This window comes from Rhodopila sp., assembly GCF_965276935.1.
In the GTDB taxonomy this organism is placed as follows: domain Bacteria; phylum Pseudomonadota; class Alphaproteobacteria; order Acetobacterales; family Acetobacteraceae; genus Rhodopila.
This window is the reverse complement of record NZ_CBDIBS010000003.1, coordinates 1,495,017-1,517,250: the sequence shown is the minus strand read 5'-3', so window position 1 is coordinate 1,517,250 and position 22,234 is coordinate 1,495,017. Positions and strand designations below refer to the sequence as shown.

Annotated in this window: 27 protein-coding genes; 24 read left to right on the top strand and 3 right to left on the bottom strand. The window is 68.9% G+C overall.

Translation table 11 applies throughout. The annotated features are described in order from the left end of the window. Positions 1-5 precede the first annotated feature (5 nt). On the bottom strand, positions 6-710 hold the full coding sequence (locus ACQY4S_RS14895; RefSeq protein WP_428485977.1) for a hypothetical protein: 705 nt from the start codon (positions 708-710) through the stop codon (positions 6-8). A gap of 47 nt (positions 711-757) precedes the next feature. On the opposite strand from ACQY4S_RS14895, the gene ACQY4S_RS14890 reads away from it, so the two are divergent. From ACQY4S_RS14890 to ACQY4S_RS14800, 19 genes are all read left to right on the top strand, one after another. Beyond that, positions 758-1,231, top strand: coding sequence for a hypothetical protein (locus tag ACQY4S_RS14890; RefSeq protein WP_428485976.1), 474 nt, complete (start codon positions 758-760; stop codon positions 1,229-1,231). Then, complete coding sequence (locus ACQY4S_RS14885) at positions 1,231-2,139, top strand: hypothetical protein (protein WP_428485975.1); 909 nt, start codon at positions 1,231-1,233, stop codon at positions 2,137-2,139. The genes ACQY4S_RS14890 and ACQY4S_RS14885 overlap by 1 nt, the downstream gene beginning before the upstream one ends. Further along, entirely contained in the window at positions 2,136-2,390 is a 255-nt protein-coding gene (locus tag ACQY4S_RS14880; RefSeq protein ID WP_428485974.1) for a hypothetical protein, read from the top strand. The genes ACQY4S_RS14885 and ACQY4S_RS14880 overlap by 4 nt, the downstream gene beginning before the upstream one ends. Then, positions 2,383-3,333 (top strand): hypothetical protein, encoded by a 951-nt coding sequence (locus tag ACQY4S_RS14875; RefSeq protein WP_428485973.1) that lies wholly within the window; start codon positions 2,383-2,385, stop codon positions 3,331-3,333. The genes ACQY4S_RS14880 and ACQY4S_RS14875 overlap by 8 nt, the downstream gene beginning before the upstream one ends. After that, positions 3,330-4,355, top strand: a complete 1,026-nt coding sequence (locus ACQY4S_RS14870) for a DUF7146 domain-containing protein (RefSeq protein ID WP_428485972.1) — start codon at positions 3,330-3,332, stop codon at positions 4,353-4,355. The genes ACQY4S_RS14875 and ACQY4S_RS14870 overlap by 4 nt, the downstream gene beginning before the upstream one ends. A gap of 56 nt (positions 4,356-4,411) precedes the next feature. Further along, complete coding sequence (locus ACQY4S_RS14865; protein WP_428485971.1) at positions 4,412-6,244, top strand: ATP-binding protein; 1,833 nt, start codon at positions 4,412-4,414, stop codon at positions 6,242-6,244. A 314-nt stretch (positions 6,245-6,558) separates the two neighbouring features. Beyond that, positions 6,559-7,017 (top strand): DUF6362 family protein, encoded by a 459-nt coding sequence (locus ACQY4S_RS14860; protein ID WP_428485970.1) that lies wholly within the window; start codon positions 6,559-6,561, stop codon positions 7,015-7,017. A 41-nt stretch (positions 7,018-7,058) separates the two neighbouring features. Further along, positions 7,059-7,922: a hypothetical protein gene (locus ACQY4S_RS14855; RefSeq protein ID WP_428485969.1), complete on the top strand. Its 864-nt coding sequence runs from the start codon at positions 7,059-7,061 to the stop codon at positions 7,920-7,922. Between the two features lie 93 nt (positions 7,923-8,015). Continuing rightward, a complete protein-coding gene (locus ACQY4S_RS14850; protein WP_428485968.1) occupies positions 8,016-8,642 on the top strand; it encodes a terminase small subunit in 627 nt (208 codons plus the stop codon). Beyond that, positions 8,620-10,725: a terminase gpA endonuclease subunit gene (locus ACQY4S_RS14845; RefSeq protein ID WP_428486285.1), complete on the top strand. Its 2,106-nt coding sequence runs from the start codon at positions 8,620-8,622 to the stop codon at positions 10,723-10,725. The genes ACQY4S_RS14850 and ACQY4S_RS14845 overlap by 23 nt, the downstream gene beginning before the upstream one ends. A 33-nt stretch (positions 10,726-10,758) precedes the next feature. Next, a complete protein-coding gene (locus ACQY4S_RS14840) occupies positions 10,759-11,253 on the top strand; it encodes a hypothetical protein (protein ID WP_428485967.1) in 495 nt (164 codons plus the stop codon). Then, positions 11,253-11,531, top strand: coding sequence for a gpW family head-tail joining protein (gene gpW, locus ACQY4S_RS14835; RefSeq protein ID WP_428485966.1), 279 nt, complete (start codon positions 11,253-11,255; stop codon positions 11,529-11,531). Before ACQY4S_RS14840 ends, gpW begins: the two co-directional genes overlap by 1 nt. Then, complete coding sequence (locus ACQY4S_RS14830; RefSeq protein WP_428485965.1) at positions 11,528-13,198, top strand: phage portal protein; 1,671 nt, start codon at positions 11,528-11,530, stop codon at positions 13,196-13,198. The genes gpW and ACQY4S_RS14830 overlap by 4 nt, the downstream gene beginning before the upstream one ends. Continuing rightward, positions 13,195-14,055, top strand: coding sequence for a S49 family peptidase (locus ACQY4S_RS14825; protein ID WP_428485964.1), 861 nt, complete (start codon positions 13,195-13,197; stop codon positions 14,053-14,055). The genes ACQY4S_RS14830 and ACQY4S_RS14825 overlap by 4 nt, the downstream gene beginning before the upstream one ends. A gap of 11 nt (positions 14,056-14,066) precedes the next feature. After that, positions 14,067-14,783, top strand: coding sequence for a hypothetical protein (locus ACQY4S_RS14820; RefSeq protein WP_428485963.1), 717 nt, complete (start codon positions 14,067-14,069; stop codon positions 14,781-14,783). A 77-nt stretch (positions 14,784-14,860) separates the two neighbouring features. After that, entirely contained in the window at positions 14,861-15,520 is a 660-nt protein-coding gene (locus ACQY4S_RS14815; protein WP_428485962.1) for a head decoration protein, read from the top strand. A gap of 134 nt (positions 15,521-15,654) precedes the next feature. Continuing rightward, positions 15,655-16,716, top strand: a complete 1,062-nt coding sequence (locus ACQY4S_RS14810; protein ID WP_428485961.1) for a major capsid protein — start codon at positions 15,655-15,657, stop codon at positions 16,714-16,716. 4 nt (positions 16,717-16,720) lie between these two features. Further along, complete coding sequence (locus ACQY4S_RS14805) at positions 16,721-16,909, top strand: hypothetical protein (protein ID WP_428485960.1); 189 nt, start codon at positions 16,721-16,723, stop codon at positions 16,907-16,909. Between the two features lie 241 nt (positions 16,910-17,150). Further along, on the top strand, positions 17,151-17,501 hold the full coding sequence (locus ACQY4S_RS14800; protein WP_428485959.1) for a head-tail joining protein: 351 nt from the start codon (positions 17,151-17,153) through the stop codon (positions 17,499-17,501). Between the two features lie 14 nt (positions 17,502-17,515). Here the strand turns inward: ACQY4S_RS14800 and ACQY4S_RS14795 are convergent, their stop codons facing one another. Beyond that, positions 17,516-17,731 (bottom strand): hypothetical protein, encoded by a 216-nt coding sequence (locus ACQY4S_RS14795; RefSeq protein WP_428485958.1) that lies wholly within the window; start codon positions 17,729-17,731, stop codon positions 17,516-17,518. 98 nt (positions 17,732-17,829) lie between these two features. Here ACQY4S_RS14795 and ACQY4S_RS14790 point away from each other — a divergent pair, with 98 nt between their 5' ends. Further along, positions 17,830-18,393, top strand: coding sequence for a hypothetical protein (locus ACQY4S_RS14790; RefSeq protein WP_428485957.1), 564 nt, complete (start codon positions 17,830-17,832; stop codon positions 18,391-18,393). Positions 18,394-18,397: 4 nt separating this feature from the next. After that, positions 18,398-19,960 (top strand): phage tail sheath subtilisin-like domain-containing protein, encoded by a 1,563-nt coding sequence (locus ACQY4S_RS14785; protein WP_428485956.1) that lies wholly within the window; start codon positions 18,398-18,400, stop codon positions 19,958-19,960. Positions 19,961-20,316: 356 nt separating this feature from the next. Here ACQY4S_RS14785 and ACQY4S_RS14780 read toward each other — a convergent pair whose 3' ends face one another. Beyond that, positions 20,317-20,787: a hypothetical protein gene (locus ACQY4S_RS14780; protein WP_428485955.1), complete on the bottom strand. Its 471-nt coding sequence runs from the start codon at positions 20,785-20,787 to the stop codon at positions 20,317-20,319. A gap of 149 nt (positions 20,788-20,936) precedes the next feature. On the opposite strand from ACQY4S_RS14780, the gene ACQY4S_RS14775 reads away from it, so the two are divergent. The 3 genes from ACQY4S_RS14775 to ACQY4S_RS14765 are packed head-to-tail and all read left to right on the top strand — an operon-like array spanning position 20,937 to position 22,130. Continuing rightward, positions 20,937-21,425 (top strand): hypothetical protein, encoded by a 489-nt coding sequence (locus ACQY4S_RS14775; protein WP_428485954.1) that lies wholly within the window; start codon positions 20,937-20,939, stop codon positions 21,423-21,425. A 16-nt stretch (positions 21,426-21,441) separates the two neighbouring features. Beyond that, positions 21,442-21,816, top strand: coding sequence for a phage tail tube protein (locus ACQY4S_RS14770; RefSeq protein WP_428485953.1), 375 nt, complete (start codon positions 21,442-21,444; stop codon positions 21,814-21,816). Next, positions 21,813-22,130, top strand: a complete 318-nt coding sequence (locus tag ACQY4S_RS14765; protein WP_428485952.1) for a phage tail assembly protein — start codon at positions 21,813-21,815, stop codon at positions 22,128-22,130. The genes ACQY4S_RS14770 and ACQY4S_RS14765 overlap by 4 nt, the downstream gene beginning before the upstream one ends. The last annotated feature ends 104 nt before the right edge of the window (positions 22,131-22,234 follow it).

The window sequence follows — 22,234 nt, the reverse complement described above, 5'->3', positions numbered from 1 at the left end:
ACCGCTCATCCAACCGCCTCCAGCCCCGCCCTCGCGGGCTCGCTCGCCCGCTCCAGCAGCCACGCGCCCGGATCGCGGATCACCTCGCCGGTGGCGCCATCGGCCATCGCCCGGATGCTGGCCACCAGGAAGCTGCGCGGCCGCTTGCGCAAATGGCAGTAGCCCGAGATCATCACCGCCACCGCACGCCCGGCCTCATCCCGGCCGGTCTCGATCGCGCGCACCGTCACCTGTCGCTGCTCGGGCTTCGCGCCGCGTCGGGCATAGGTCAGGATCACGTCAAAGCCGAGCCGATCCACCTTGGCCGGGATCGGCGGTTCGAGCGCGGCGGCCGACGGCACGACCGAAGCCGGTTCCGCCACATCACGTGGCGCGATCCGCGCGGCCTTTTGTTCCAGCCGGATCGCCCTAAAGCGCCGATACCAGGCGCGCGCGCGTGTCATAATGGCAAGCATCGCCACGAAACCCAGCCACAGCAGCCAGAACCCGACAGCCGCGCCATCGGCCCGCGGCAGCCCGCCGTTCGCCGCCGCCAGCAGCAACCCCACCGCGAATATCCCGAACAAGCCGCCAAAGCCACCCTGACGCGGCCTGCCCTGGGGCCTGTCCTGCGACTTGATCGTCGTCAGTCCGAATACTTGCGCAACCAAGGCTGTGCTGCTCAGCCAAAGCAGAACGCCGCCGATCAACCCCCATACATTCATAATCACTGCTCCTCTAATCCTGTCATACTAATAACGAAACGTATGGTTGTCTAATGCGCCATTTTCACACTCTCGCCATCGCACCCCTCGCCCGCGTGCTGGCTCGCCCGCCCGATGTGATGATCGGCGGTCCCGATACCCCCTACCTCCGGCGCTGGTGGATCATCCCGCGCAACCGCTGGTGCAACCTCTACCTGCACCATTTCCTGCGCAGTGATGACGACCGCGCGCTGCACGATCACCCCTGGGCCAGCCTCTCCATCCTGTTGCGCGGCCGCTACCGCGAACACCTCGTCACCGGTCCAGGGAAGCTGACTGTCCGCCTGCGCCGCCCGTTCCGCCCCATCCTCCGCCGCGCCGTCACCGCGCACCGCGTCGCGCTGATCGACGACCAGCCGGTCTGGACCTTGTTCATTACCGGCCCACGGCGCCGCGAATGGGGCTTTCTCTGCCCCAACGGCTGGCGCCACTGGAAAGCTTTCACCGACCCGGCCGATCCCGGCGCCATCGGACCAGGCTGCGGCTGATGTTCGGTCGCCCCACCAACAAGCCGCCGCGCACGTCGCCCGAAGGGCACGCTGTCCGCACGACGCCCGAAGGGCGCGCTGTCCGCACGACGCCCGAAGGGCGCGCTGTCCGCACGACGCCCGAAGGGCGCGCTGTCCGCACGACGCCCGAAGGGCGCGCTGTCCGCACGAAAATCATCCTGACCGGCCATCCACCGCCGGAGCAGCAGATTGCCGGCCAGGTGCGCAGTGCCACCGGCATGACCTACGGTGTGCAGACCGCCGATGGCGCCCGCATGCCATCCGCCGTCGCCCGCCAGCCGGCGCCGCGTCCACAGCCATTGATCGCCTCCTGGCCCACCCCGCCACCGCGCTCGGCCACCATTCCACCACGGCTGGCCACGCTGCTGGCCACGTCGCCCGAAGGGCGCGCTGCCCGCGCGACGCCCGCGTTACCACCCACTCTCTCCGCCGCCGCGCCGCCGGGACGAACCCCCAAAAGCCTGGCGCGCACCAACCCTCCCTCGCGTGCTCGGTTGCCCGTCATCGCCGCCGCGCGAACAGCGCGCCCTTCGGACGACGCGCGAACAGCGCGTCCTTCGGACGACGCCGCGCCGCCGGCCGACCTGACCGGACCCGACGGGCGTCCCGGCCAGATCATGGCCTACCTGCATCAGATCGAGCAGGCCGGCGGCCGGCTGCCGACCCGCCACGTGCTGGAGGCCGAGTTCGGCGCCGATCTGATCGCCCTGCTGCGCAAGCTGCACGCCGGCCGTCACATCGACCTGTGGCGCGGCCGCGCCGGCGTGGTCCCCGGCACCGGCCATCCGCACGAGCTCGCCATCCGCATCACCGGCTCGCCGACCGTCCTCGCCACCCCCGGCGCGCCAAGCTGGTTCGCCTGGGAACGCGGCCGCCTCGCATCATGACCGATCGCGGCATGACCATGGTCGAAATCGACGGCGCGCGCATCACCCTGCCGGCGCTGCGATGCCCCTGCGGCTCGCCCGACTGGTTCGCCTGCGCCCCCGGCACTGCAGCCGAGACCGCCGATCCCGCCGCCCGGATCGTGCCGCTGCACCCGGCGCCGGAGATCCCGACGAAGGTCTGGTGCGCCGCCTGCTGGCCCTGGTCGCGGCCAGCCCGGCGTCCCCTGTCGTGCAAGGCAACCGATGCCTGAGCTCGATCTCGGCCTCACCCTGAAGCTGACCGCCAGCGACGAGCTGCTGCGCGTCCTCGGCGTCATCGCTGACGCGCTGGCCCGGATCGCTGCATCGACTCTGCCGCACTCCCCTTCTCCGGTCGTCCCCGTGCCGGAGCAGGCCGTCGCCCAAAGGGCGACCGAGCACGGCGGGTCCCCAGCCAACATGTTGGCTGGGAGCCCGGCGAGGGAGGGGCGCTGTTCGCACGACGTCCAAAGGGCGCGCTGTTCGCACGACGTCCCCGGTGACTTGCGACCGTCCTCCCCTAAGCCCCAACGGCCGGCGGAAGGGCCAGGTCGCGCCGCCGGCCCAACTTCAGCGGGCGATCGAAAGGTCGCCCGCTATGCTTCGCCCAAGGGATGGCTGACCGCCGCCCGAAAGATCGAACTGACCCGGTTGTGGCCAACCGAGACACCGTATCAGGCGATCGCGGCGGCATTGCGTCCGCTGTCCGACATCCCATTGCCCGAATCCAAGGCCATCGACCAGGCCGCCTTCAGGCTCGGTCTCAGGCGTCCGCCGAGTATGCGTCCCGCCAGCTTTCCACACTACCGCACACCGCCGGCCAGCGCCGCGGCGAGCGCGATCCTTCCCACGCCGGCGGCGCCACACGATCCACCACCGATCGCCAAGCCGCCTGAACCGCCACCGGCGCCGGTATCCGACCCGCCGCCGATCGCCACCCCGCCCGCCCTCGATCCCGTCCCCCGCCAGGCCGGCACCCTGCCGGCCGCCCCGATCGAGGCCAGCCAGGAAGCCATCCGCCAGTGGGGCGAGGCGCGCGGCATCCACCACGTCGCCGGCTTCAACCTCGCCATCGTCAACCGCAAGGCGCACGCCCTCGGCCATCCGGGCTTTGTCGTGCGGCGGACAGCGCGCCCGGCGGCCGACGTCAAACCTCCACCCAGCTCCGTCGCATGAACCACCCCACCGCCCCCACCGCCGCCGACCTCGCCGCCGAACTGGCCCGCCAAATCGAGACGCTGTGCGCCGACCTGCTCCCCGCCGGCCGCCGCAAATCCGCCTACTGGACGGTCGGCGGCACCGACAACACCAAAGGCGGCAGCCTGTGGGTGCATCTGCGCGGCGCCAAGCAAGGCCGCTGGCAGGACGCCGCCACCGGCGAGTTCGGCGACGCCCTCGACCTGCTCGCCGCCTGCCGCCACGCCGGCGACAAGAAAGCCGCCTACGCCGCCGCCCGCGCCTGGCTCGGCCATGGCGGCAACGCCCCGGCACCCATCCGTCCCCCACCGCGAACCCAGCCAACCCAGGTCGATGACGAGGCCCGCAAACGCGCATACGCTCTGCGTCTCTACCTGCAGGCCGCGCCGGCGCTCGCCTTCACCCCGGTCGCCAGCTACCTCCGCGACCGCGGCATCGATCTCGCCGCGCTCGGCCGCCAGCCCCGCGCGCTGCGCTACCACGCCGATCTGCCGCACCGCGAAACCGGCCTGCGCTGCCCCGCCATGATCGCCGCCATCGCCGGCCCCGACGGCCGCCACATCGCCACCCACCGCACCTACCTCGAACGCGCCGGGGGCGGCTGGATCAAGCTGCGCAACACCAACGCCAAGCTGTCGATCGGCAACTTCGCCGGCGGCTCGATCCGCCTCTGGCGCGGCGCCTCCGGCCGGCCGCTGCGCGACGCCCCACCGGACGAACCCGTGCTGATCGGCGAAGGCATCGAAACCTGCCTGTCGATCGCCCTGGCCTGCCCGGAGCTGCGCATCCTCTGCGCCGTCTCGCTCGGCAACCTCGGCCCCGTCTGGCTGCCCGCGCAGGTCCGCATGGTCATCCTCGCCGCCGACAACGACACGCATCCCCAGGCCCGCGTCGCCCTGCAACGCGCCATCGAGCGCCACATCGACGCCGGCCGCGAGGTCCGCATCGCCCGCGCCCAGAACGCCAGCGACTTCAACGACATGCTCACGTTCGCCGCATGACCGGCAAGAAACCGCCCACATCCAGCACGCCGGCGACCAGACGCATCCGCGATTCGGTGCTCGGCGCCGACCGCGCCTTCAAGGTGGTCGACGGCGGCAAAAGCGGCGGCGGCAAAGCCGGCAACCACAGCCCCGACCCCACGCCCGACCCGCCCGACGACTGCCCGATCACCGCCCTCGGCCATGCCGACGGCAGCTACATGTTCCTCGACATCGCCGGCCAGCCGCGAAAACTGTCCGCTCGCGACCTCGGCAACCGCCACAACCTGATCAGCCTGTTCGGCGGCGACGACACCTGGCCGCGCGCGCAGTTCCCGGTGAAGAAGGAGTTCGAGGCCGCCGACGGCCAGAAAACCATCCGCACCGTCGATTTCCGCGTCAACGCCGTCGCCCACGAGCTGATCGCCCGCGCCGCCCGCCAGGGCCTGTGGGGCAAAAGCATCACCCTGCGCCAGCCCGGCGTCTGGCGCGGCGAGGACGCCATGCCGATCGTGCACTGCGGCGACACCGTGCTGGTCGGCGACACCTGGCGCAGACCCGGCTTTCGCACCGGCAAGCAGATCTGGGCCGCCGCCGAGGCGATCGCCCGCCCCGGCATCCCCTGCGATCCTGGCGTCGCCCGCGATCTGCAGCAGGATCTGCAAACCGCCTGGAACTACAAGAACCCGGCCGCCGGCATCGCCCTGATCGGCCTGCTCTACAGCGGCTGGCTGTGCGGCGCCCTGCAATGGCGGCTCAACGGCTTCGTCACCGGCCCGGCCGGCAGCGGCAAGTCGGCCTTGCTCAAGGTGATCCGCGCCGCCTGGCTGGTGCACGACTACAGCAACGACACCTCCAAGGCCGGCATGGAGCAGACCATCGCCAGCCGCGCCATCCCGGCGCTGATCGATGAGGCATCGGATCGGAATCAGTCCAGCGGCCGCGATCTGCTCGACATCGTGCTGTCGTCGTCCGGCGATGAGGGAACGAAACTCGCGCGCGGCACCGTCGACGGCAAGGGCCGCACCGCCGAGATCGTCTCCAGCGTCATCATGTTCAGCATCTACCCGCCGCCGCTGCAGCCGCAGCACCTCGGCCGCTTCGTGCTGATCGAGCTGCAAACCCCGCCGGACGGCGCCGACGGCACCGAAAACCACCGCCGCATCGCCGGTTTCGCCCGCGCCCATGCCGCCGGCCTTTGGGGGCGTGCCATCGGCGCGCTGGAGCGCTATACCGAATCCCTCATGCTGTTCCGCACCCACCTGGCCGAGGCCGGCTGCTCGCCCCGCGAGATGGACAGCAAGGGCGCGCTGCTCGCCGGCTGGTATGTCATGACCAACGACGGCCTGCCCGACACCCGCGCCCTGCGTGAGGGCATCGCCGCGCTGGGCGGCTTCGTCGTCACCGCCGCGCAGGCCGAGGCCGACGACGCCCCCCGCCGCGCCTTGCAGCATCTGCTGGCGTCGCACGTTCAACTGCACCGCTCCACCGACCGCGAGCCGATCGGCGAGCTGCTGGAAACCGCCTACGGCCTCGGCGACGAACTGCGCGTGCCGGCCGCCGCCGCCGACCTGCTCGCCCGCAACGGCATCCGCCCGGTGCTGGCCTGCCTGCGGGACAAACCGCCGCCGGACGGCAGCGCCTGCACCTGCACCAACTGCTTCAACGCCAAATTTCACAAACCCGTGCCTCGGGTCGGCCGTGGCGCCGGCATCTGGATTGCCAACCGCCACCCCATCCTGGAGGGCATCTTTCGCAACACCGATTTTGACGATCGCAAATGGCTGACCGCGCTCGCCCGCAGTCGCGACGCGCTGCCGTCCAGCCGGGTGATCCGCATCGGCGCGATCACCGGCTATGCCATTTGGCTGCCGAAAGACACGCTTTTACCCCCTGAAGACAGCTCATAAAATAGGCATTTAACAACGCTTCACGCGAAGTCTCAATGATTTCAGTGATGTAGTTGTTAAAAAAATCCGGGTTGTTAAAAAGGTTGTTAAGCGAAAAGCCTAACAATATCAATATTGTGTGGGTTGTTAAGCGAAAACCCCGATTTTCGCCCTATAGGCGTTTTTCTCCCATGGAGAGGATTTTGCGCTTAACAATGATCACGAACTTAACAACTCTCTATAACCTATTGATATATATATATAAAGGTTGTTAAAAAAGTTGTTAAAAAGGTTGTTAAGGTTGTTAAGAATCGTGTGTCGAAATGATAAAATCCATGATTTGTGATGTTTCAAACATCATTTATGATGCAAATTATGTCACCGCCACTCTGGAAGCCGCCGGCAAAACCCTGCTCGCGCTGCCCGGCTGCGGCTTCAGTCCCGGCCTGTCCGCCGGCGGCCTCGACGTGGTGCGCAACGCCATCGAGGCCTACGGCTGGACCGAGCTGCCGATCCGTCCGCCCGTCCCCCGCGCCCGCGCCATCTCCGAGATGGATCAGGCGCTGCGCTGGCTCAGCCTGATCCCGAATGACCGCTACGTGCTGCGCCGCATCGTCGGCGCCCGCCTGCTGGTCCACCCCGTCACCGACCGCCACCTGTTCACCTGGCGCCGCGTCGGCAAGGTGCTCGGCTGCGACTACCGCGCCATCCAGCGCTGGCACGCCGAGGCCATCGACCTCATCGTCCGCGCGCTGCACGCACGAAATAATTTTCAATGGGGCTGTTCAAGCTGATCAAAAATATGCCATGAAATCGCTATCGTAACGCGAGTCTCATGCGCGGGCCGCAATCGGTGGTCGAAATCACCGGATCGACCGGCTTTCCGACCGATCCCGCGCCACGCCTAAGCGCCGCGCCCGCGCCGCCCGTCCGGCGCTTCCAGTCCGCAAAGGCCGCCATGCTGAACTTCCAGGTCGACACCGCCGGCCTGACCCGCATGGAGCGCGCCCTGACGCTGTTCGCCGACAAGCAGCTCCGCTATGCCACCGCGCGCGCGCTGAACGACTGCACCCAGGCCGCCAGCGTCGCGGTGAACAAGGCGATGCCCGAGGTCTTCGACCGCCCGATCCCGTTCACCGAGCGCGCCGCGATCGCTCCGCGCGACCTCGCCGCCACCCGCGACCACCTGGTCAGCACCGTCACGCTCCGCCCGATCCAGGCCGCCTACCTGCTGGCCGAGGAACAGGGCGGCACCCGGACGCCCGGCCAGAACACCCGCAAGCCCGGCACCGCGCTGGTGCTGCCCGGCAAGGGCACGCCGCTCGATGCCTACGGCAACATCCCCAACAGCACGCTGAAGAACTTTCGCGCCCAGGCGAAAGCCGACCAGCGCGCCCGCCGCAAGCGCCTCAGCGCCAGCCGCCGCGCCGCCAAGGTCGAGCAGGCCGCCCCGCCCAAGGTGGATGAGACCAACACCATCGTCTTCCTCGCCGCGCAGACCCCCGGCAACAAGGCGGCGATCGGCGGTTACTTCCGCCGCCTGAGCAACCACCACCTCACCCGCCTGACCGCCTTCGAGCCGGAGACCCACTACCACGCCCGCCTGGGCTACCACGCCCGCGTCCAAGCCACGTTCGCCCACACCTGGCTGCCCGCCCTCCTCCGCCGCCTCTACGAAGCCCTAGCGACCGCCCACTAACGCCCACGGGTCCCTCCTCGGGGGCCGGCCCAACCGCGGGTATTTGACGCCCCGGTTTGTGGCTCTCGATTTGCAAAACAAAAGGGGTTTCGGTTGTCCCTCTCGTTGTCGTCCGGTGCCGACGTGGCGGTTCGGGTGAACAAGCGGGAACTTGCGCGGGTGCTGGCTGTCTCGCTGCCCACCATCAACGCCTACCTGGACCGCTACACCGATTTCCCGGTCCTGCAGGAGGGCACCAACGGCCGCGAGTGGCAGTTCGATGCGACCGCGGTGCGCGCCTTCATGGCGGCGAAGGAACGCGAGGAAGAAGCCGCCGAACTGCGCAAGCAGGAACAGATCGCGCAGCTCGCCATGCCGCTGGAGTCGACCTCCGATCAGCCCAGCGAGATCAACCCCGGCGACCGCCTCAAGCTGATCCGCTCGCTGGCGGCCGAGGACGAGCTGCGGCTGAAGCGCGGCTTCCTGGTCAGCGTGCCGGCGCAGCGCCAGGCGCTGACCGCCGCCGTCGCCCGCTGGAACCGCGCGCAGCTCGCCACCATCCGCCAGGCCGGGCGGGACTTCAACCTGCCGGACTCGGTCATCCGCAGCCTGCTCGACCGCCTGGGCGAGGCGCAGCGGCAACTGATCGCCGACCTGAAGATGGACGCCGGGCTGCTCCCCGACGGCCTGCTCCCAGCCGACATGACCCAGACCGGTGATGCCGAGCGCCGGATCGCCTGAGGCGCCGTATTTCGATGCGGGGCGGCTGGTGGCGGAGGTGTTCGAGGCCTCCTTCAACCCGCCGCGCCGCGGCTCGGTCGCCGACTGGGCATCGGAACACCGCTGGCTGGCCAACGAGGGCGGCGGCTACGTCGGCCGCTGGCGCCATGACATCGCCCCCTACCTGCGCGACCCGATGGAGGTTCTCACAGACCACCGCTACCTGACCGTGGCGATCGTCGGCCCGGGCCAGTGCGGCAAGACCGAGGTGGCGCTGAACTGGCTGGGTGCGGCCATCCACGGCGATCCGGCCGACATGCTGTGGTATCTGCAGACCGACGCGGTGACCCAGGCCTTCGTCAAGACCCGCATCGACCCGCTGCTCGACGACCACGCCATCCTGCGCGCCCAGCGCGGCCTGCGCGCGGTCGATGACAGCCTCGGCTTCAAGCGCTTCCGCGGCATGACCATCGAGTTCCTCGGCGCCACGCGCAGCGCGATGATCAACAAGCGGGCGCCGCGCATCGTCGCCGACGAGTGGGACGCCTACGACCCGGGCCTGGGCGACCCGAAAGCGCTGCTGGACATCCGCCGGCAGACCTATGGCCGCGAGTCGAAGCTGGTGGCGATCAGCCACCCCGACCTGGCGACGGGTTCCCGCCCGGCCGGCTGGACCGGCGGCATCATGGCGCTGTTCGCCGAATCCGACCGCCGCCTGGGCTGGTGGAGCTGCCCGGAATGCGGCGCCTGGTCGTCGCCCAACCCGGTGGCGTCCCGCGTCATGGCGGTGGACCACCCGGCCGACGGACCGCTGGACGAGATCGCCGAACAGGCCCGCCTGATCTGCCCGGTGAACGGCTGCATCCTCGACGAGAGCCACCGCCGGCAGATGATCCAGACGCTGCGCTGGATCGGCCTGGGGCAGGGCATCGACGTGGATGGCACCGTGCACGGCTCGCTGGAGGCGCGTGACGCCGCCGGCTTCTGGATCACGGGGTTGATGTCCCCGTTCGTCATGGGCGGCCTGGGCGGGCTTGTACGGGCCCGCGTGAAGGCGTCCCGCGAGTCCGAGGCCACCGGCAGCGACGAATCGCTGCGCCAGGTCGTGGTCAAGCAGTGGGGTATCCCGTTCGATCCGGTGCGCCAGGTCGGCGCGCTGGACGCCAACAGCCTGGCCGACCGGGCCGAGGACAGCCTGCGACTCGGCGTCGTGCCCACCTGGGTGCGCTTCCTGACCGCCGCCGTGGACATCCAGGCCAACCGCTTCGAGATCCTGGTGCGCGGCTGGGGCCCGGAGCAGGAGAGCTGCGTGGTCGACCACCAGCGCCGCGCCGGCGATCCGGCCACCTCCAGCCGCGACTGGGACGATCTGCTGGGGTGGTTGATCAACGCCGCCTGGCCGCTGGCGGACGGCTCGCCGCGCGGCATGAAGCTGCGCGGCATCGGCTACGACAGCGCCGGCGGGGCAGGGGTGACGCAGGAGGCCTATGCCGCCTGGCTGCGGCTGAAGGCGCGGCGCCATGTCACCCTGCGCGGCCGGGTGGACGGGCGCGACGCCTGGACGGTGATCCCGCTGAAGGGCATCGGCACCTTGGGCGCGCAGCCGCTGCTGGTGACCTACCCGGACACCGCGCGCAAGGACCGCCGCGTGGTGACCACCGGGCAGGTGCCGATCGGCCAGTTCAACGCCAACTGGTTCAAGGATGCGCTGGCCGGCCAGCTCGCCCGGGTCGATCCGGGGCCGCGCGCGATCCACCTCCCGGCCGCGCTGCGCAGCCCGGAACCGCCGCACGCCTGGTTCGAGCAGCTCGTCGCCGAAACCCGCCGCAAGGATGGCCGCTGGGAGAACCCCAGCGGCGCGCGCAACGAGGTCACCGACCTGATGGTGATGGCCGACGTGGTGCGCCGGCTGCACCAGCCGGCCAAGCTGGACTGGAGCCGCCCGCCGCTGTGGGCGGCGGAGTGGGACAGGAACGCGCTGATCGTGTCGATCGCGGCGGTGGCGCGGGATGCCGAAGCGCCGGCGGCGCCGGTCGTGGTCGCCGCGCCGGCGCCACGCAAGGCGGTCAACCGGCTGGACCGCATCGCGGCGATGCTGCGGTGATTGATACGTAAACGGAAAGCCTGAAGGGACCTGATGCTTCATCTCATACCAACCAACACGCCGGACGGCGACCCGGACGCGCCGCACACGCAAGCACCGTCGTCCGAAGGACGCGCTGTCCGCGCATCGTCCGAAGCGGGTGTTCCCTTGGGACAAGACCCCAAGGACATGATTCGCACGTCGCCCGAAGCGCGCGCCGTCCGCCCGACCATCGGGCGCATCGTGCTGTTTTCGCCGGGGCCGCGGCTGCCGGATGCGCATGGCGTCGAGGTCGGCGGCAACGAGTTCGTCGCCATCATCGGCGATGTGTTCGACGAGCAGGGCAATCCGCGGCCCTGCTGCAACCTGCTGGTGATGCCGCCGTTCGCCACGCCCTATTGGCAGGGCGGCGTGCGGGAAGCGCATGAGGGGATGCGGCAGACCTGTTCCTGGCGCTGGCCGCCTCGTGCGGACAGCGCGTCCGTCGCGCGAACAGCGCCCCTCCCTCGCGTGCTCGGTCGCCCTCCAGGCGACGAACGACGCGCCTGATGTCGCAGACGATCCCGACGGTCTGCCCGCCTGTCTCCGGCACCTTCGCCGGCCTGTCGGTGCTGGCGCTGCAGGCCGCGCTGATGCAGGCGCAGCAGGCGCTGATCAACCTGGAGACCGGCGCCCTGGTGGCCACCGTGTCCTACGCCCAGGGCGAGGGCAACCGCTCGGTCACCTACAGCCGCGCCGACTCCGGCCGGCTGCGCCAGCTCATCGCCGAGCTGCAGGCCGCGCTTGGCCTGCGCGCGCGGCGGGCCATCGGGGTGCGCTTCGCATGACCATCCTCGACTCGCTCGGCCAACCGATGCGTCCTCTCCAGGCCACGCCGCCGCGGCCGCGCGCGGCGCTGACCGAAGGGGCGATCGGCGCCGGCTTCCCCTATGACGCCCAGGTGCCCTACAGCCAGGACATGGCGGACTGGCAGCCCTGGCTGCGCGGCCCCGACGCTGAGATCAACTTCGACCGCGACCGCGTCGTGGCGCGCACCCGCGACATCGTGCGCAACGACGGCTGGGCCCGCGGCGGCATCGTCGGGCGCATCGCCGACGCCGCGATCGGCGCCGACTTCCATCCGATCCCGGCGCCCAACTGGCGCGCCTTATCACGCCACGACAAGGCGTTCGATGCCACCTGGGCGGCCGAGTTCGCCGCCGCCGTCCGCTCCGAGTGGTCGCTCTGGGCCGACGACCTGAATTTTCAGTCCGATGCCGCGCGCACCCTGACGATGACGCAGCAGTGCTACCTGGCGTTCATGCACTACCTGATCGACGGCGATGCGCTGGGCATGAACCTGTGGGCGCCGGAGCGGGCCGGGCCAGGTGCCGCCCGCTACAGCACGGTGCACCAGGTGATCGACCCGGACCGGCTGTCCAACCCGTACCAGATGGTCGACACCCACGACCGCCGCGGCGGCGTCCAGGTGGACGATTTCGGCGCCCCGGTCGGCTACCACATCCGCCAGGCACACCAGAACGACTGGTATGACGCCGAACGCAGCATGATCTGGGAGTTTTTCCCGCGCGAGACACCGTGGGGCCGGCCGGTGGTGGTGCACTTCTTCGACAAGGAACGCGCCGACCAGCACCGCGGCAACAGCGTGCTGACGCCGATCCTGTCGCGCTTCAAGATGCTGTCGAAGTATGACACCGCGACGCTGCAGGCCGCCGTGCTGCGCACCATCGTCGGCTTCTTCCTGAAATCGCCCTACGACCCCGAGCAGGTGCGCATGGCGATCGACAACGGCACCTATGGCGACGGCGCCGGCGATCCGGAGGACGTCTTCGTCGGCATGATGGGTGCGCGGGCGCAATGGAACAAGACCGCCGGCGGGGTTTCGCTGGGCGGCGTGCGCATGCCGCTGCTGGCGCCGGGCGAGAGCATCGAGACCGCCGCCGGCGGCAACCACGCCGACGATTTCGATGCGTTCGAGACCAGTTTCCTGCGCAACTTCGCCGCCACCACCGGGCAGAGCTACGAGGAGGTCAGCGGCGACTTCCGCCACACCAACTACAGCAGTTTCCGCGGTGCGATGCTGCAGGCCTGGCGCACCCTGGTCCGCCGCCGCGCCAGCTTCGCCAGCCGCTACGGCGCGCAGATCTACGGCGCCTGGCTGGAGGAAGCGCTCGACACCCACCTCGCCGACATCCTGCCGGCCAACGCCCCGCCCTTCGCCGACCTGCGCTCGGCCTATGCGCATGCGAAATGGATCGGCCCCGGCCGCGGCTGGGTCGATCCGGTCAAGGAACCGCAGGGCGAGGTGCTGAAGCTGGATGCGGCGATGACCACCTTGCAGGATGTCACGTCGAACATCTCGGGTCGTTACTACCTCGATGTGCTGGACGAGCGCGCAGTCGAGCAGGCGCAGATGAAGGCGCGCGGCCTGCGGCTGCCGGACTGGGCCGGACTGCCGGCGCAGGACGTCGAGAAGAAGCCGTTGGCGGAATGAGCGGCGACTTTGCCTTTCTGTCGGCCCGGGTCTTCAACACCCCGCTGATGCTGACCGAGGCCAAGGCCGAGATCATCATGGCGGCGCTGGCCGAACGCCTCGGCGTCACCCAACTGTCGCGTGGCGATGGCGCGGCCGTCGCGATGGCCGGCTACGCGCTGGACAGCGATGCAGCACCGGAACGACCCTACGGCATCACGCCGGAAGGCGTTGCCATCATCCCGATCCAGGGCACGCTTATTCAACGCGGGGCGCTGCATCCTTATTCCGGGATGACATCGTATTCCGGAATCCGCTGCAAATTCCTCGGTGCGATGGCGGACGAGGACGTCCGCGGCATCGTGCTCGACATCGACAGCCCGGGCGGCGAGGTCGCCGGCGTGTTCGACCTGGCCGACACCATCCTGGCCGCGCGCGGCGTCAAGCCGATCTGGGCGATCCTGAACGAAAGCGCCTACTCGGCCGCATACTGCCTCGCCAGCGCCGCCGACACCATTACCGTGCCGCGCACCGGCGGCGCCGGCTCGATCGGCGTCATCGCCATGTGCGTCGACCTCTCGCGCGCGCTGGACCAGCAGGGCATCACCGTCAACGTCATCGCGCACGGCAAGCGCAAGGCCGACGGCAACCAGTTCCAGCCGCTGGCGAAGGAAGCCCGCGATCGCTTCCAGGCCGATGTGGACAGCATCGGCGCGCTATTCGAGGCCACCGTCGCGCGCAACCGCGGCATCGCCGTGCAAGCCGTGCGCGACACCGAGGCGGGGACTTTCCAGGGGCCGGCGGCGGTGGCGCTGAAGCTGGCGGACCGCGTCGCCGCCCCGGACGAAGCGTTCGACGCATTCCTGCAACGACTCTGAAAGGGTGATCCATGGTTGAAACGACCGAGCGGCCGCGCGTGCGCGTCCCGGCGGGCAGCGGCCCGGGCGGCAGCATACGCGGCGGGCTGCTCGCCGGCCTGTCGACGATTGCCTTCCGTGGCATCGGCGCTGCCGCGTCGCGCGAACAGCGCGCCTTGCAGGCGACGAAGAAGCCGGCGGCCGAGGAAGATGAGGAGATGGCCGCCGCCGAGGCAGACGAGGAAGCCGCCGCCACCGAGCCAAAGGATCCCCCGGAGGATACCGAGGACGACAAGCCCGCCAAGCCGGCGAAGGCCAAGACGGCAAAGGGCAAGCGCAAGACGGACGACGACAGCAAGGATGAAGACGAAGGCGGCGAGGGCGAGGAAGGCGACAACGACGACGATGACGACCGCGAGGACATGCGCGCCGGCACCCCTTCGCGTGCCATGCGGCTGCGCGAGCGCGCCCGCGTCGCCGCCATCCTGGAATCGTCCGCCGCCGCGGCCAACCTGGAATTCGCCGTCCGCCTGGCGCTGACCACCGACCTGCCGCGATTGGAGGCGATCGCGCTGCTGGAGGCCGCGCCGAAGGCCGCTGGCGGCCGGCTGGCCGACCGCATGGCGCAATACGGCAACCTGCGCCCCGGTGCCGGCGCCGCCGCCGCGCCGAAGGGCCAGGCGGCGATCGACGCGCTGTGGGACGCCCAGGCGATGGCCAATGGTTTCCGGCCCGCTCGATCGCGTTAGCGGCGGCAGGGCCTGGGTGCGTGCGAACAGCGCATCACCACGACATGACTTAACCGAAACGATAGGACCCATCCCCCATGGTCTCCCCCGTCCTGACCGAGAACTGGTACACCAGCGGCTTCATCGTCAGCGAGGCGCCGGGCAAGCTGTCGCGCAGCCTCGGCACGATCTACAACACCGGCACCGCCGACATCGTGCAGGAAGCCGGCCTGGTGCTGGCGCAGGCGACCACCGCGACGCCCACCGTGACCGCCGGCGGCGCCAACCACGGCAACGGCTCGGTCACCGCCATCACCGCCGGCAACAACGCGGTGCTCGGCGCCTATACGCTGCTCGCCACCAGTGCGACGTCGTTCAACCTCACCGATCCGAACAACGACGCCATGGGTCCGGCCACCGTCGGCACCGCCTATGCCGGCGCCGAGATCGATTTCATGATCAACGCCGGCGGCACCGCCTTCGCCGCCGGCGACATTTTCACCCTGACCCTGCTGCCCGGCACCGGCGCGTTCGTCTCCTACACCGGGGCTGTCGGTCTGCCGGCGGTCGGCGTGCTGTATAACCTGGTCTGGGTGCCGGCCGGCGGCTCCACCAAGGTCACCGTGATGGCGCGCAACTGCGAGGTCAACCGCGCCGAGCTGCAGTGGGATCCGTCGATCGTCAACAGCGGCAGCGTCGCGGCGCTGGAAGCCACCGCGCTGGCGGCGCTGGCGACGCACAACATCATCGCCCGCTGACCGCGCGAGATCATCGCGCGCGCTTCGCAGAACATCCTCGCGCGCCCTTCGCACGACATCCTCGCGCGCTATTCGCACGACATCCTCGCCCGCTGATCGCGGGATATCACCGCCCGCCGATTGGAGAGTAGACCGTGGACATTCTGAACGTCTTTCGCAACGATGCCTTCTCGACCGTGTCGCTGACGTCGTGGGTCGATCGCATCCCCTATGTGCCGGTCGGCATCGGCGACATGAACATCTTCGAGGACGTGCCGCTGCGCACCACGGCGATGGCGGTGGAGGAGCGCGACGGCCTGCTGGTGCTGATCCCGACCACGCCGCGCGGCGCGCCGCGCACCGAGCGGGTGACCGAAAAGCGCAAGATGCGCTACTTCGAGGTGCCCCGGCTGTTCCACGGCGACACCATCCTGAGCAGCGAGATCCAGAACGTGCGCGAGTTCATCGGCACCGGCGGCGTCGCGCAGACCGTGCTGATGCAGCTTGTCACCGAGGTGCAGCGCCGCCTGGCCGGCCCCACCGGCATCCTGACCAACCTCGACTACACCGAGGAATACCACCGCCTCGCCGCCATCCAGGGGCTGCTGCTGGATGTCGACGGCTCGGTGATCCACAACTGGTTCAGCGAGTTCGAGCTGACGCAGCCGGCCGAGATCGGCTTCAACCTCGCCGCCGGCGCCACCGCGCCGACCGGCACCATCCGGCCCTTGTGCAACCAGATCGCGCGTGCCATGCGTCGCGCGGCGCAGGGCACCTGGCGGCCGACCACCCGGGTGGTCGGGCTGTGCGGCGACGAGTTCTTCGATGCCTTCGTCAACCATGCCGACGTCCGCAGCACCTACCTGAACTTCATGGACGCGCGCGAGATCCGCACCGGCACCGCGTTCAACGCGTTCGAGCAGTTCCAGTTCGGCAACATCACCTGGATCAACTACCGCGGCAGCGACGACAACAGCACCGTCGCGATCCCGATCGACAAGGTGAAGTTCTTCCCGGTCGGCGCGCCTGGGGTGTTCCAGAAGGGCATGGCGCCGGGCGAATCGTTCGAGTGGGTCAACCAGCCGGGCAAGCCGCGCTACGTGCGGATCATTCCGGACGAGAAGCGCAACGAGAAGGTCGAGATCGAGGCCACCGCCTATCCGCTGCACATCTGCACCCGCCCGGACATGCTGCAGTCCGGCCGTTACGAGGCCTAAGATCATGGCGGATGAAACGCAGACGCGCGCTTCAGGCGATGAAACCCGCCTGGTGACGACCAAAGGCAAGCTCTACTTGCCCGGCGGCAGCGTCGGCTTTCCCGCCGGCACCGAGATCGCCCTGCCGGTCCAGGTGGCCGACGAACTGGACGCCGCGGGACACCTGGAAGCGCCGGCGCGCAGTGGTCAGTGATCAGTCGTCAGTCGTCAGAAAGCCAGACGACCGAGCGCTGCTTCACCCGCCGCTCTGCAGACTGACGACTGATTACCGGAAACTGCTTCCATGGGTGCGGCAGACGCCTTACGGCACATCACAGCGTCGCCTCGCTCCGTGCGAACAGCGCGCCCTTCAGGCGACGCGAGCCTTTGGCCGTGGGCGCGATTGACATCGCCCGGCGCATCATGACGTCAGTCCGCTTCGCGGCCTTTTGGTCATGATTGACTTCGACGCCCTGGTGCTGGCGCCATGCCACGCCACGTTCGGCGAACTGGTCACCTACTATCCGGCCTCCGGTCCGCCCACGCCGCTGCCCGGCATCTTCAACGACCGCTACATGGAAATTAAGCTGCAGGACGGCGTCGAGATCGTCGATTACCGCACCGTCGTCGCCATCCGCGCGTCGCTGTTCCCGATGGCACCGCCGAACCAGGCCGAGCTGATCCGGGCGCGCGGCGTGCTGTATGTCATCACCAACGTCGAGCCGGACGGCCTCGGCGATCTGCGCCTGTCGCTGCGCTCCGCCACTGATGCGGAAGCGGCCAAGCTCCGCCTGCCGGCGGTATGACAATGGCGGAACGCTCAGCCGTCACCGATGACACCCCGCGCGCGCATCATCGCGCGCAGCTCGGCCTTCTCGGCCGCCTCCATGTCGTCTGGCAGCGCCGCCAGCCAGCCACAGGCGGCGCAGCGATGCGGCTGGCTGGGCAGGTGCGTGAAGCTGATCACAGGCAAGCCGCAATCGACGCAGTTGAATTTGGCGGCATGGTCGTCAAGGTCGTCGTTGCTCGGATTCATGCTTCGTTTCCCAGACGGTTACGGACGCAACGATCGAAGGGCGCGCTGTTCGCGCGACGATCCGCGCGCCCGATTCGGATGATACGAACCTCGCACGCGTGGTTGACGCGACAATGACGATGAGTGCGCTGCAAGACCAGGCCGCGACCATCCGCGCCACCACCGCGGCCATCCTGCTCGCCGCCGGCACGCTGGCCGGCGACGCGGTCGAGCAGGAGCGGATCGACCCGCTGCAGCCCGGCGACGCGCCTCGCCTGGTGGTGTTCGCCGACCAGTCCGGCCAGACCGACAGCACCGCCGGCACCGCCGTGCGCTTCACCGTCACCTGCAACCTGACGATCCAGGCGCTGGCGCAGCGCTCCCGCCTGGCCGACGTGCTGGGCGACCTCGATACGCTGGTGTTTCAGACCAAGGCCGCGCTGTTCTGCGATCCGGTCTTCGTCACCCTGGCCAGCAACATCGCCAGCGTCCGCGTCACCAGCACCTACAAGGACGGCGGTGACTGGATCACCGGCGATGCCCGCATCCAGATCACCATGAGCTGGTTCGAGACCTACCAGCCGAACCCGACCACCGTGCTGTCCGGGCTCGACGTGACCACAAGGCTGCCCGGATCCAGCGGCCCGACGATCTATTCCGAATTCCTGACCACGGGAACCTGAACCAATGTCCGGCAACGTCTCCGCCCAAGCCGTTTCGTTCAATACCATCCCGCCCAACCTGCGGGTGCCGCTGTTCTGGGCCGAGGTCAACAACAGCCAGGCCGGTGCGAACCAGCAGAACCAGCGCGCGCTGATCATCGGCGGCAGCCTCAACACCGTGCCGCTGGCGCCGGTGTTCATGCCGCCGCCGTCCGGCACCGGCGCTGTCGGCGCCGCCCAGGCCGCCGCCGCGCAGTTCGGCCGCGGCTCCATGCTGGCCGAGATGGTCGCCTATTACCGCATGAACGACCCCTATACCGAGCTGTGGGTGCTGCCGGTCACCGATCCTGGCGGCGGCACCGCGGCCACCGGCAGCCTGGTCATCAGCGGCACGGCGACGGCGAATGGCACGTTGTCGCTCTACATCGGCGACGTCCTGCTGCAGGTCGGCGTCACCTCCGGCCAAGCCGCCGCGACGGTCGCCGCCGCCATCGCCACCGCGGTCAACGCCGGCCTCTTTCCAGTCACCGCGACCAGCGCCAGCGGCACCGTCAGCTTCACCAGCAAGCACAAGCTGATCGAGACCAACGCCCTGCAGCTCGGCCTGAACTACCTTGGGTCCGTCGCCGGCCAGTCCACCCCGGCCGGCCTGACCGTGTCCGTCACCGGCTTCTCCGGCGGCGCCGGCGTGCCGCTGCTGACCGGCATGGCCGCCGCCCTCGGCGTGCAGGACTTCGACTTCATCATCTGCGGCTACAACGATCCCACCGCGCTGGCGGCCTGCACGGCGATGATGTCCGACGGCGCCGGCCGCTGGAGCTACATCAACCAGCTCTACGGCGGCGTGTTCGCCGCCGATGTCGACACCGACGCCAACCTGCTGACCCTCGGCGGCACGGTGAACGACCAGCACCAGGTCATCTGGGGCGCCTACGGCACGCCAACGCCATCCTGGAAGGTCGCCGCCGCCGCCACCGCCGCCGTGGTGCCGAGCCTGGTGGCGCAACCCAACCTGCCGCTGCAGACCCTGCCGGCCTATGGCGTGATGGCGCCGCCGGCCGGCCCCGGCGCGCTGCCGTCGGTGTCTACCATGCAGAGCCTGCTGACCACCGGCATCAGCCTGCTGTCATGGGACCGCACCGGCCTGTGCCGCGTCATCCGCTGCGTCACCACCTATCAGACCAACCCCTATGGCGTGGCCGATCAGTCCTACCTGGACGTCGGCACGCTCTACACCCTGATGGCGGTGCTGCGGACCCTGCAGGCGATGGTGACGCAGCGCTACGGCCGCGTGCTGCTGGTCGCCGACGGCACGCCGATCGGCGCCGGCATCGCCGCCGTCTCGCCCCGCACGGTGCGCGCCGACCTGGTCGCCGAATACACCATCCTGGAAGACCTCGGCCTGACGCAGAACAGCACCGCCTTCGCCGCCGGCCTGATCGTCACCATCAACGCGAATGACCCGACCCGGCTGGACGTGCTGCTCGATCCCTACCTGGTCAGCGGCCTGGCGATCTTCGCGGTGGCCTGCCAGTTCCACCTGAACACTGCGGTGAACAACAACGCCGCGTCCACCGCGGCGGCGTGAGGCGTCATTCCAGGCGTCGTCGCCTGAAGGGCGACCGAGCACGGCGGGTCCCCAGCCAACATGTTGGCTGGCAGCCCGGCGAGGGAGGGGCGCTGTTCGCGCGGCCGGGTGATCCATCCGCGCCATGTCATCGAACCCGGTCTTGATCCGATAGGAAGATCGGAAGTCGAATTCAGACAGGTCGCGGTGCGAACCTTGACGAATCGAATCCCAAAACTTAGTTCCTGAATGCCGGGAGTGCGTCACATAGCACGTCGGAACCATGGTTCCGCTCGGCGTCTTCCCTGGATCCACCCTGGTCGGTATCGGCCTGACGGCTGGAGACCATCAGGCAGCAATTCTCTCTGGTCCGTCTGTCAGACTTCGGTCGCGGGATTGTCCGGCTTCCGCCGCAGCGGTCGTTTGCCAGACGGCAACGGGGCAAGCAGGGCCTTGCAAAGCCGCTTTGCGTTGGCCTTGGAAATCGGCACCCCGGCCGCTGCCAGATCACGGAAAGTGCCGGCGATCCGCATCACGTCCGGCACGACTATGTGACCGCCGGCCACCGGAGGTTCTTGGCTTTCCCGCTGAATCTGGCCGCGGATGGCGCGGCTTAGCCACTCGCCCAGCGTGAGGTCGGACCGCCTCGCGGCCTCGCTCGCGGCGTCACGCTCTTCGGGCGGTATGCTTCTGATCGTCCACGGCTTGATACTATCCGACATCTCGTTCGGCACTTCTGACCCCCTTAACGCCGCCCGACCCACAGCAGCCAAGCGCACACGGAACGACTGCCAGGCACAATGACAGGCCGCCTGCTCGGCTTTGTCCTGCGGGACGCCGCCGATCACCGAGTTTGCGCTGCCGCTGCCGCCTGATCAAACGGCGGCGCTCCGCCGGGCAAACCCGTGGGCAAACCTGCCGCGAAAACAGGCAAACCCGCCGGTTGACGCTGGTCGGACCGATGGGCAAACCTTGCCGGGAAACCGCGAGGCAAACCATGGCAGACCAGGCCCCCTGGACGATCAAGGCCGTTCCGATCGAGACCCGGCAGAAAGCCCTGAAAGCGGCGCATGCACAGGACCAGACCATGGCGCAGTGGCTGACCGACGCGGTTGACCGCCTGGCTGACCAGCAGGCGGCTAACCTGGTCATACCGCCAGGCAAACCGGAAGCAAAACCCGCGGTAACACCGGACATCGATCTCGCCGACTTCGCCGCCGCGGTGAACGCGGCGGTGGGTGCGACGCTGGCGGCCGGCGGCAAACCGCCGAAAGCGCTTGGCCGTGATGCGGCGGCAATGATCCGCCAGTATGCCCGCGCCGCACGCGGCCTGCCGCCCCAGCGCACCCGTGGGCAGACCATCGGGCAAACCATCGACGAAAACGGGCAAACCCCGAGAAGCAGTCATCAGCTTTCAGTCGTCAGTGATCAGACGAGACGACCGAGCGTGATCCCGCCTGCCTCCCTTCTGACAACCGACGACTGAAAACTGGAAACTGAACATGAGCGTTGGGGTATCCTACGGCGGCACCGCCCAGTTCACCGTCGGCGGCACGCTGTATTCGCTGGCCGGCAGCATCAAGGTCGATCCCGGCGGCATCATCAAGACGCCGGCGATCGGACCGTCCGGCCCGACCGGCAACTGGACCGAGAAATACGACCCGCCAATGATCGAGGTCGAGCTGTTCGACGATCCCGCCCAGTCGGTCACCACGCTGCGCGGCGTCGTCGGCGTCACCATCCAGGCGCAGAACCGCAACGGCAAGACCTGGGTGCTGCGCAACGGCTTCGTCGCCGACAAGATCGACCTCGATCTGATCAGCGGCAAGTACACCATCAAGTTCAGCGGCACCGACGTGCAGGAGCTGCTGCCGTGAGTGACCCGATCACCGTCACGCTGTCGACGCCGATCCAGGACATCAACCTGGCGACGATCTCGACCGTGACGATCACCCCGCCGACCGGGCGGCACCTGATGAAGGCCGGCTCGGTGATGCGCATCATCACCCAGGAAGACAGCGGCGAGACCGGCATCGAGATCAACCCCGCCGGCATGGGCAAGCTGATCGGCGTCTGCGCCAACCTGCCGATCCGCAGCGTCGAGATGCTGTCGGCCGCCGACTTCATGGCGATCTCCACCGCGATCATGGGTTTTTTGGCCCCCACGGCCGCAACGGTGACGATGTCCTGACGGCCTATTTCGACGCCGCCCGGTTCTGGAACGACCTCGATTTCGCGTTTGATCTGACCCTGGACGAACTCGATACGCTGCTGGTGCACTCAGAACGCATCGCA

What these genes read in the sequence shown, in the direction of transcription:
- ACQY4S_RS14890 (WP_428485976.1), top strand. Translation starts at nt 758, where the DNA reads ATGCGCCATTTTCACACTCTCGCCATCGCACCCCTCGCCCGCGTGCTG.
- ACQY4S_RS14885 (WP_428485975.1), top strand. Translation starts at nt 1,231, where the DNA reads ATGTTCGGTCGCCCCACCAACAAGCCGCCGCGCACGTCGCCCGAAGGG.
- ACQY4S_RS14880 (WP_428485974.1), top strand. Translation starts at nt 2,136, where the DNA reads ATGACCGATCGCGGCATGACCATGGTCGAAATCGACGGCGCGCGCATC.
- ACQY4S_RS14875 (WP_428485973.1), top strand. Translation starts at nt 2,383, where the DNA reads ATGCCTGAGCTCGATCTCGGCCTCACCCTGAAGCTGACCGCCAGCGAC.
- ACQY4S_RS14870 (WP_428485972.1), top strand. Translation starts at nt 3,330, where the DNA reads ATGAACCACCCCACCGCCCCCACCGCCGCCGACCTCGCCGCCGAACTG.
- ACQY4S_RS14860 (WP_428485970.1), top strand. Translation starts at nt 6,559, where the DNA reads ATGATTTGTGATGTTTCAAACATCATTTATGATGCAAATTATGTCACC.
- ACQY4S_RS14855 (WP_428485969.1), top strand. Translation starts at nt 7,059, where the DNA reads ATGCGCGGGCCGCAATCGGTGGTCGAAATCACCGGATCGACCGGCTTT.
- ACQY4S_RS14845 (WP_428486285.1), top strand. Translation starts at nt 8,620, where the DNA reads ATGCCGAGCGCCGGATCGCCTGAGGCGCCGTATTTCGATGCGGGGCGG.
- ACQY4S_RS14840 (WP_428485967.1), top strand. Translation starts at nt 10,759, where the DNA reads ATGCTTCATCTCATACCAACCAACACGCCGGACGGCGACCCGGACGCG.
- gpW (WP_428485966.1), top strand. Translation starts at nt 11,253, where the DNA reads ATGTCGCAGACGATCCCGACGGTCTGCCCGCCTGTCTCCGGCACCTTC.
- ACQY4S_RS14830 (WP_428485965.1), top strand. Translation starts at nt 11,528, where the DNA reads ATGACCATCCTCGACTCGCTCGGCCAACCGATGCGTCCTCTCCAGGCC.
- ACQY4S_RS14825 (WP_428485964.1), top strand. Translation starts at nt 13,195, where the DNA reads ATGAGCGGCGACTTTGCCTTTCTGTCGGCCCGGGTCTTCAACACCCCG.
- ACQY4S_RS14820 (WP_428485963.1), top strand. Translation starts at nt 14,067, where the DNA reads ATGGTTGAAACGACCGAGCGGCCGCGCGTGCGCGTCCCGGCGGGCAGC.
- ACQY4S_RS14815 (WP_428485962.1), top strand. Translation starts at nt 14,861, where the DNA reads ATGGTCTCCCCCGTCCTGACCGAGAACTGGTACACCAGCGGCTTCATC.
- ACQY4S_RS14805 (WP_428485960.1), top strand. Translation starts at nt 16,721, where the DNA reads ATGGCGGATGAAACGCAGACGCGCGCTTCAGGCGATGAAACCCGCCTG.
- ACQY4S_RS14800 (WP_428485959.1), top strand. Translation starts at nt 17,151, where the DNA reads ATGATTGACTTCGACGCCCTGGTGCTGGCGCCATGCCACGCCACGTTC.
- ACQY4S_RS14795 (WP_428485958.1), bottom strand. Translation starts at nt 17,731, where the DNA reads ATGAATCCGAGCAACGACGACCTTGACGACCATGCCGCCAAATTCAAC.
- ACQY4S_RS14785 (WP_428485956.1), top strand. Translation starts at nt 18,398, where the DNA reads ATGTCCGGCAACGTCTCCGCCCAAGCCGTTTCGTTCAATACCATCCCG.
- ACQY4S_RS14775 (WP_428485954.1), top strand. Translation starts at nt 20,937, where the DNA reads ATGGCAGACCAGGCCCCCTGGACGATCAAGGCCGTTCCGATCGAGACC.
- ACQY4S_RS14770 (WP_428485953.1), top strand. Translation starts at nt 21,442, where the DNA reads ATGAGCGTTGGGGTATCCTACGGCGGCACCGCCCAGTTCACCGTCGGC.